This is a genomic window from Sulfuricurvum sp. MLSB (genome assembly GCF_000747095.1).
Classification (GTDB): domain Bacteria; phylum Campylobacterota; class Campylobacteria; order Campylobacterales; family Sulfurimonadaceae; genus Sulfuricurvum.
Genome location: NZ_JQGL01000076.1, coordinates 1 through 3559 on the forward strand (window position 1 = coordinate 1; position 3559 = coordinate 3559).

Annotated in this window: 4 protein-coding genes; all 4 read right to left on the reverse strand. The window is 39.8% G+C overall.

Going from position 1 to position 3559, the window contains the following annotated elements:
- Nucleotides 1-1513: hypothetical protein (locus JU82_RS06315; protein WP_294892356.1), on the reverse strand; the 1513-nt coding region annotated here is incomplete at its 3' end.
- A complete protein-coding gene (locus JU82_RS06320; RefSeq protein WP_037948221.1) occupies nt 1506-2438 on the reverse strand; it encodes a glycosyltransferase family 2 protein in 933 nt (310 codons plus the stop codon). The genes JU82_RS06315 and JU82_RS06320, both read right to left, overlap by 8 nt.
- A gap of 12 nt (nt 2439-2450) precedes the next feature.
- On the reverse strand, nt 2451-2825 hold the full coding sequence (locus JU82_RS06325; RefSeq protein ID WP_037948225.1) for a GtrA family protein: 375 nt from the start codon (nt 2823-2825) through the stop codon (nt 2451-2453).
- Nucleotides 2803-3559, reverse strand: a 757-nt coding sequence (locus tag JU82_RS11865; RefSeq protein ID WP_294892360.1) for a DegT/DnrJ/EryC1/StrS family aminotransferase, incomplete at its 5' end; no start/stop codon positions are given. The genes JU82_RS11865 and JU82_RS06325, both read right to left, overlap by 23 nt.

The window sequence follows — 3559 nt, forward strand, 5'->3', positions numbered from 1 at the left end:
CACCGTTTTTCTTATACACATAGATACGCTCAATTCCCGTGCTTTGCTTCTTGATGTTTATCGCCATAAACTCTGGATTGATTTCATCGTACCACAGTTGATAATCGTACTTTTCGTTTGGTGCGATGACAACATGCAAGTTTTTTCCGGTGTACATATTTAAAAATTCATTTGTATGCAGCGGGCTTTCATAGGCAAACTGTATCGTGGCATTGTCTTCTAGATTTTGCCCGTACGTACCGGACAAGAATAAAGACAACACTTCTCTTTTGGATTTGTAGGGTTTATTCACTTTTTCAATAACAGCGTTGTTGCTGACCAAATGGACGATGAGAATGCCAGACAACACGGCGACTGCGGCAACATGATATTTTGTAGCCGATAACTTTCTTATTGCCAATGCCGACAACAACGATGCCCCAAAAGACTGTATGTAAATCGGCAAATAGGCCAGACCGAAATCAACTTTGTTAATTCCCTCCTGAAATTTTGGGGATATGGAAATCAGCAGCCCGGGAAGCAACAGCAGCAAAAAACCCATAAAAATTAAATTTTTATGGGTTACAACCGTTTTTTTGAACGAAAAGGCAAAAATATAAATAAATACGAATAAGGAAACAAAGACAACATAACGGTATTCGATATGTTTAAAAAAGTCCGAATGATTTTCGAATACCCAATAATAGGTTGTCGGAATCACCGAAACAGTCTGTTTGAAATAGGTGATAAGAATTGCGGATAAATCCCAAGTTGGTATATACGGATTCCAGCCGGGGGGGAGATTAGATCTTATGTACAACGTGTAAAGTGTCAGGCCGACCAAAATTAACAGATACGGCGTCCCTAATACCATCAATCTTTTAAAATCAGATTTAAGATTTAGATAAGACAAAGCGACAGGAACATACAACAAAATAAAAACATAGCTGATTTCATACGTCAACAACGACAGCGTAAAGAAAAACAGACTTAGGTAATAATGATATTTTGGCGATCCTTGAAGATACTTTATCAAAAAAATAAGCGACAGAGTCGTGTAGATAAATAAAACCTGTATCAGCCCATGAAAAGACAACATGGGATCGTGATAATAGCGATACTGAAAAAAAAGCGGAGTTACAATCAGAATCAATAAAAAAGTATATTTGTCTTTTGTCCAAAGATAGATCAAATAAGCGAACAAACTGATATTGGTTACAGTCACAAGAAGAACAAACAGCTTGTACGAGTACAGCGTGTCACACAATGCAAACAAGTAATACGCGTACCAAGCACCGGGGAAAAAACGCCCGAGGTCCATCCATCCGATAATACTTCGAACCGTAAAATCGGTAATGGAGGGATAAACTGACGGAATCAGTCCCAATGCCTGAAAATTGTATAGATCATCCCCGAAATAATCGCTCTGCAATAGATTTGACAAAACCGCTATGTTAAAAATAACAGACAATACTACAAAAACTACAAATCTATTTGCAGTAATAGACTCTTTCAAGGAAGAAATGTTAAACAAAATTTACTCTCTCTTTTTCGATCACCAATTTTCTGCGTTTTGCATACGTATGAATCGAACCGATATATTCTCCGATTATCCCGATGAAAAAAAGTTGCACGGAAGAAAAGAAAAAAAGGCCGATCACAATCGGAGCCATACCGACGCTAAACGTGTCCCAAAAGACGAGTTTAAGTATAAAATAAATAAATGCGATGAGCAAACTCAGGATCGATACCAAAAATCCGGCCATCGTAGCGATCCGCAACGGTACCTGCGAATGGCTGATAATACCGAGCATGCCGATATCGTAAAGAGTATAAAAATTATTTTTGGTAATTCCTCGTACCCGTATGGGCTGATCGTAGTGCATTTCGAAAATTTCCAAGCCGATTTCAGGAATCATTCCCCGAAAATACGGATACGGATCATCCATCTCTTTGATGATTTCAATTACTCTGCGATCATATAGTCCAAATCCCGTAAAGTTATCGATCAAACTGATATTCGAAAGCTTATTGACGGTTTTGTAATACAGTTTACGAATTTTAAACATGAGCGATGATTCTTCGCTTGTCCGCTTGACGCCCACAACGCTTTTATAGCCTTCTTCCCATTTTTGGAGCATATCAGGAATCATTCCCGCAGGATCTTGCAAATCGGCGACAAACATTACCACTGCATCTCCGGTAGCCTGCAACATTCCATAATAGGGCGAGCGAATATGACCGAAGTTCCGGCTATTGACAATGATTTTGACATTTTTATCTTGTGCTGCGATGCCTTTTAATAACTTAACGGTCTTATCGGTCGAAGCATTATCGATAAAGATATGCTCATAGGAGTATTGCGGCAAATTATCAAATACTTTTTTGATTTGTGCGTAACACTCTTGAACGTTGTCTTCTTCATTGTAGCAAGGGGTTACGATACTGATTTTTTTCATTTGATTTTCCTTTTATTGCATGACTTTTGTTCTAAACACATATCGCTTATTTAAGATAAACGATATCGCAGCACAGGGTACAACGGCTAAAAAACCTGCCGTGTAATAATCAATACTCCATTGGGTGAACAAGCGTATCAATCCGATATTCATCCCGTAAACGACGGCATACACCATAATAAATTTGAGCAGCAAACGGCTGTCATTGGAATCAAATACGTAGCGGCCGATGGTTTTAAAATTAAAAAGAACTCCTGCAATCGTTGCAAACAGTACCGCATACATATAATGAAGCCCGAGAAATATAAAAAATGCGTATATTCCATAGCCGAAGAGGGTATTGACTACCCCTACGGCTATAAATTTAAGAATTTGCTTTTGTAACATAAGCTTTGATGCTGTCAACCATATAGGAAATAGCCTCATCACCCATTCCCGGATACAGACCGATCCAGAAACTGTCGTTCATGATTTTATCCGTATTAGCAAGATCGCCTATGACGCGGTAATCACTACCGCGTACCATACTGTCAAACATCGGATGGCGAAGCATATTGCCGGCGAAAAGATTACGCGTTTGAATATTGGCATTTTCAAGATGTTCTACAAGTTGGTTTCGGCTGAATTTGACCCCTTCTTTGAGAGTAATCATAAATCCGAACCAGCTTGGATCGCTGTTGGGAGTAGCAGCATTGAGAATCAACGCATCCAAATCTTTGAGTCCATCGTACAGCTTGGCAAAGTTTTCTTTACGTTTTTCGACAAACGTCGGAAATTTTTCAAGCTGTGCGACGCCGATAGCCGCTTGCATATCAGAAACCTTGAGATTGAATCCAAAATGGCTGTAAACGTATTTATGATCGTACCCTTTCGGCAAAGTTCCGAAACTCTGTGAAAAACGGCATCCGCACGTATTGTCAATACCGCTTTCACACCAACAGTCGCGCCCCCAGTCACGCATACTGAGCATAATTTTTTTAAGCAGCGGGTTATCCGTATAGGTTGCACCCCCTTCTCCCATCGTCATGTGATGCGGAGGATAAAAACTGCTGGTTCCGATATCACCCCACGTTCCTGTCGGTTTTCCTTCATAGGTAGAGCCGAGAGCATCACAATTGTCC

Bases quoted from the DNA above. Each gene is read 5' to 3' on its own strand.
- JU82_RS06320 (WP_037948221.1), bottom strand. From the start codon at position 2,438: ATGAAAAAAATCAGTATCGTAACCCCTTGCTACAATGAAGAAGACAAC.
- JU82_RS06325 (WP_037948225.1), bottom strand. From the start codon at position 2,825: ATGTTACAAAAGCAAATTCTTAAATTTATAGCCGTAGGGGTAGTCAAT.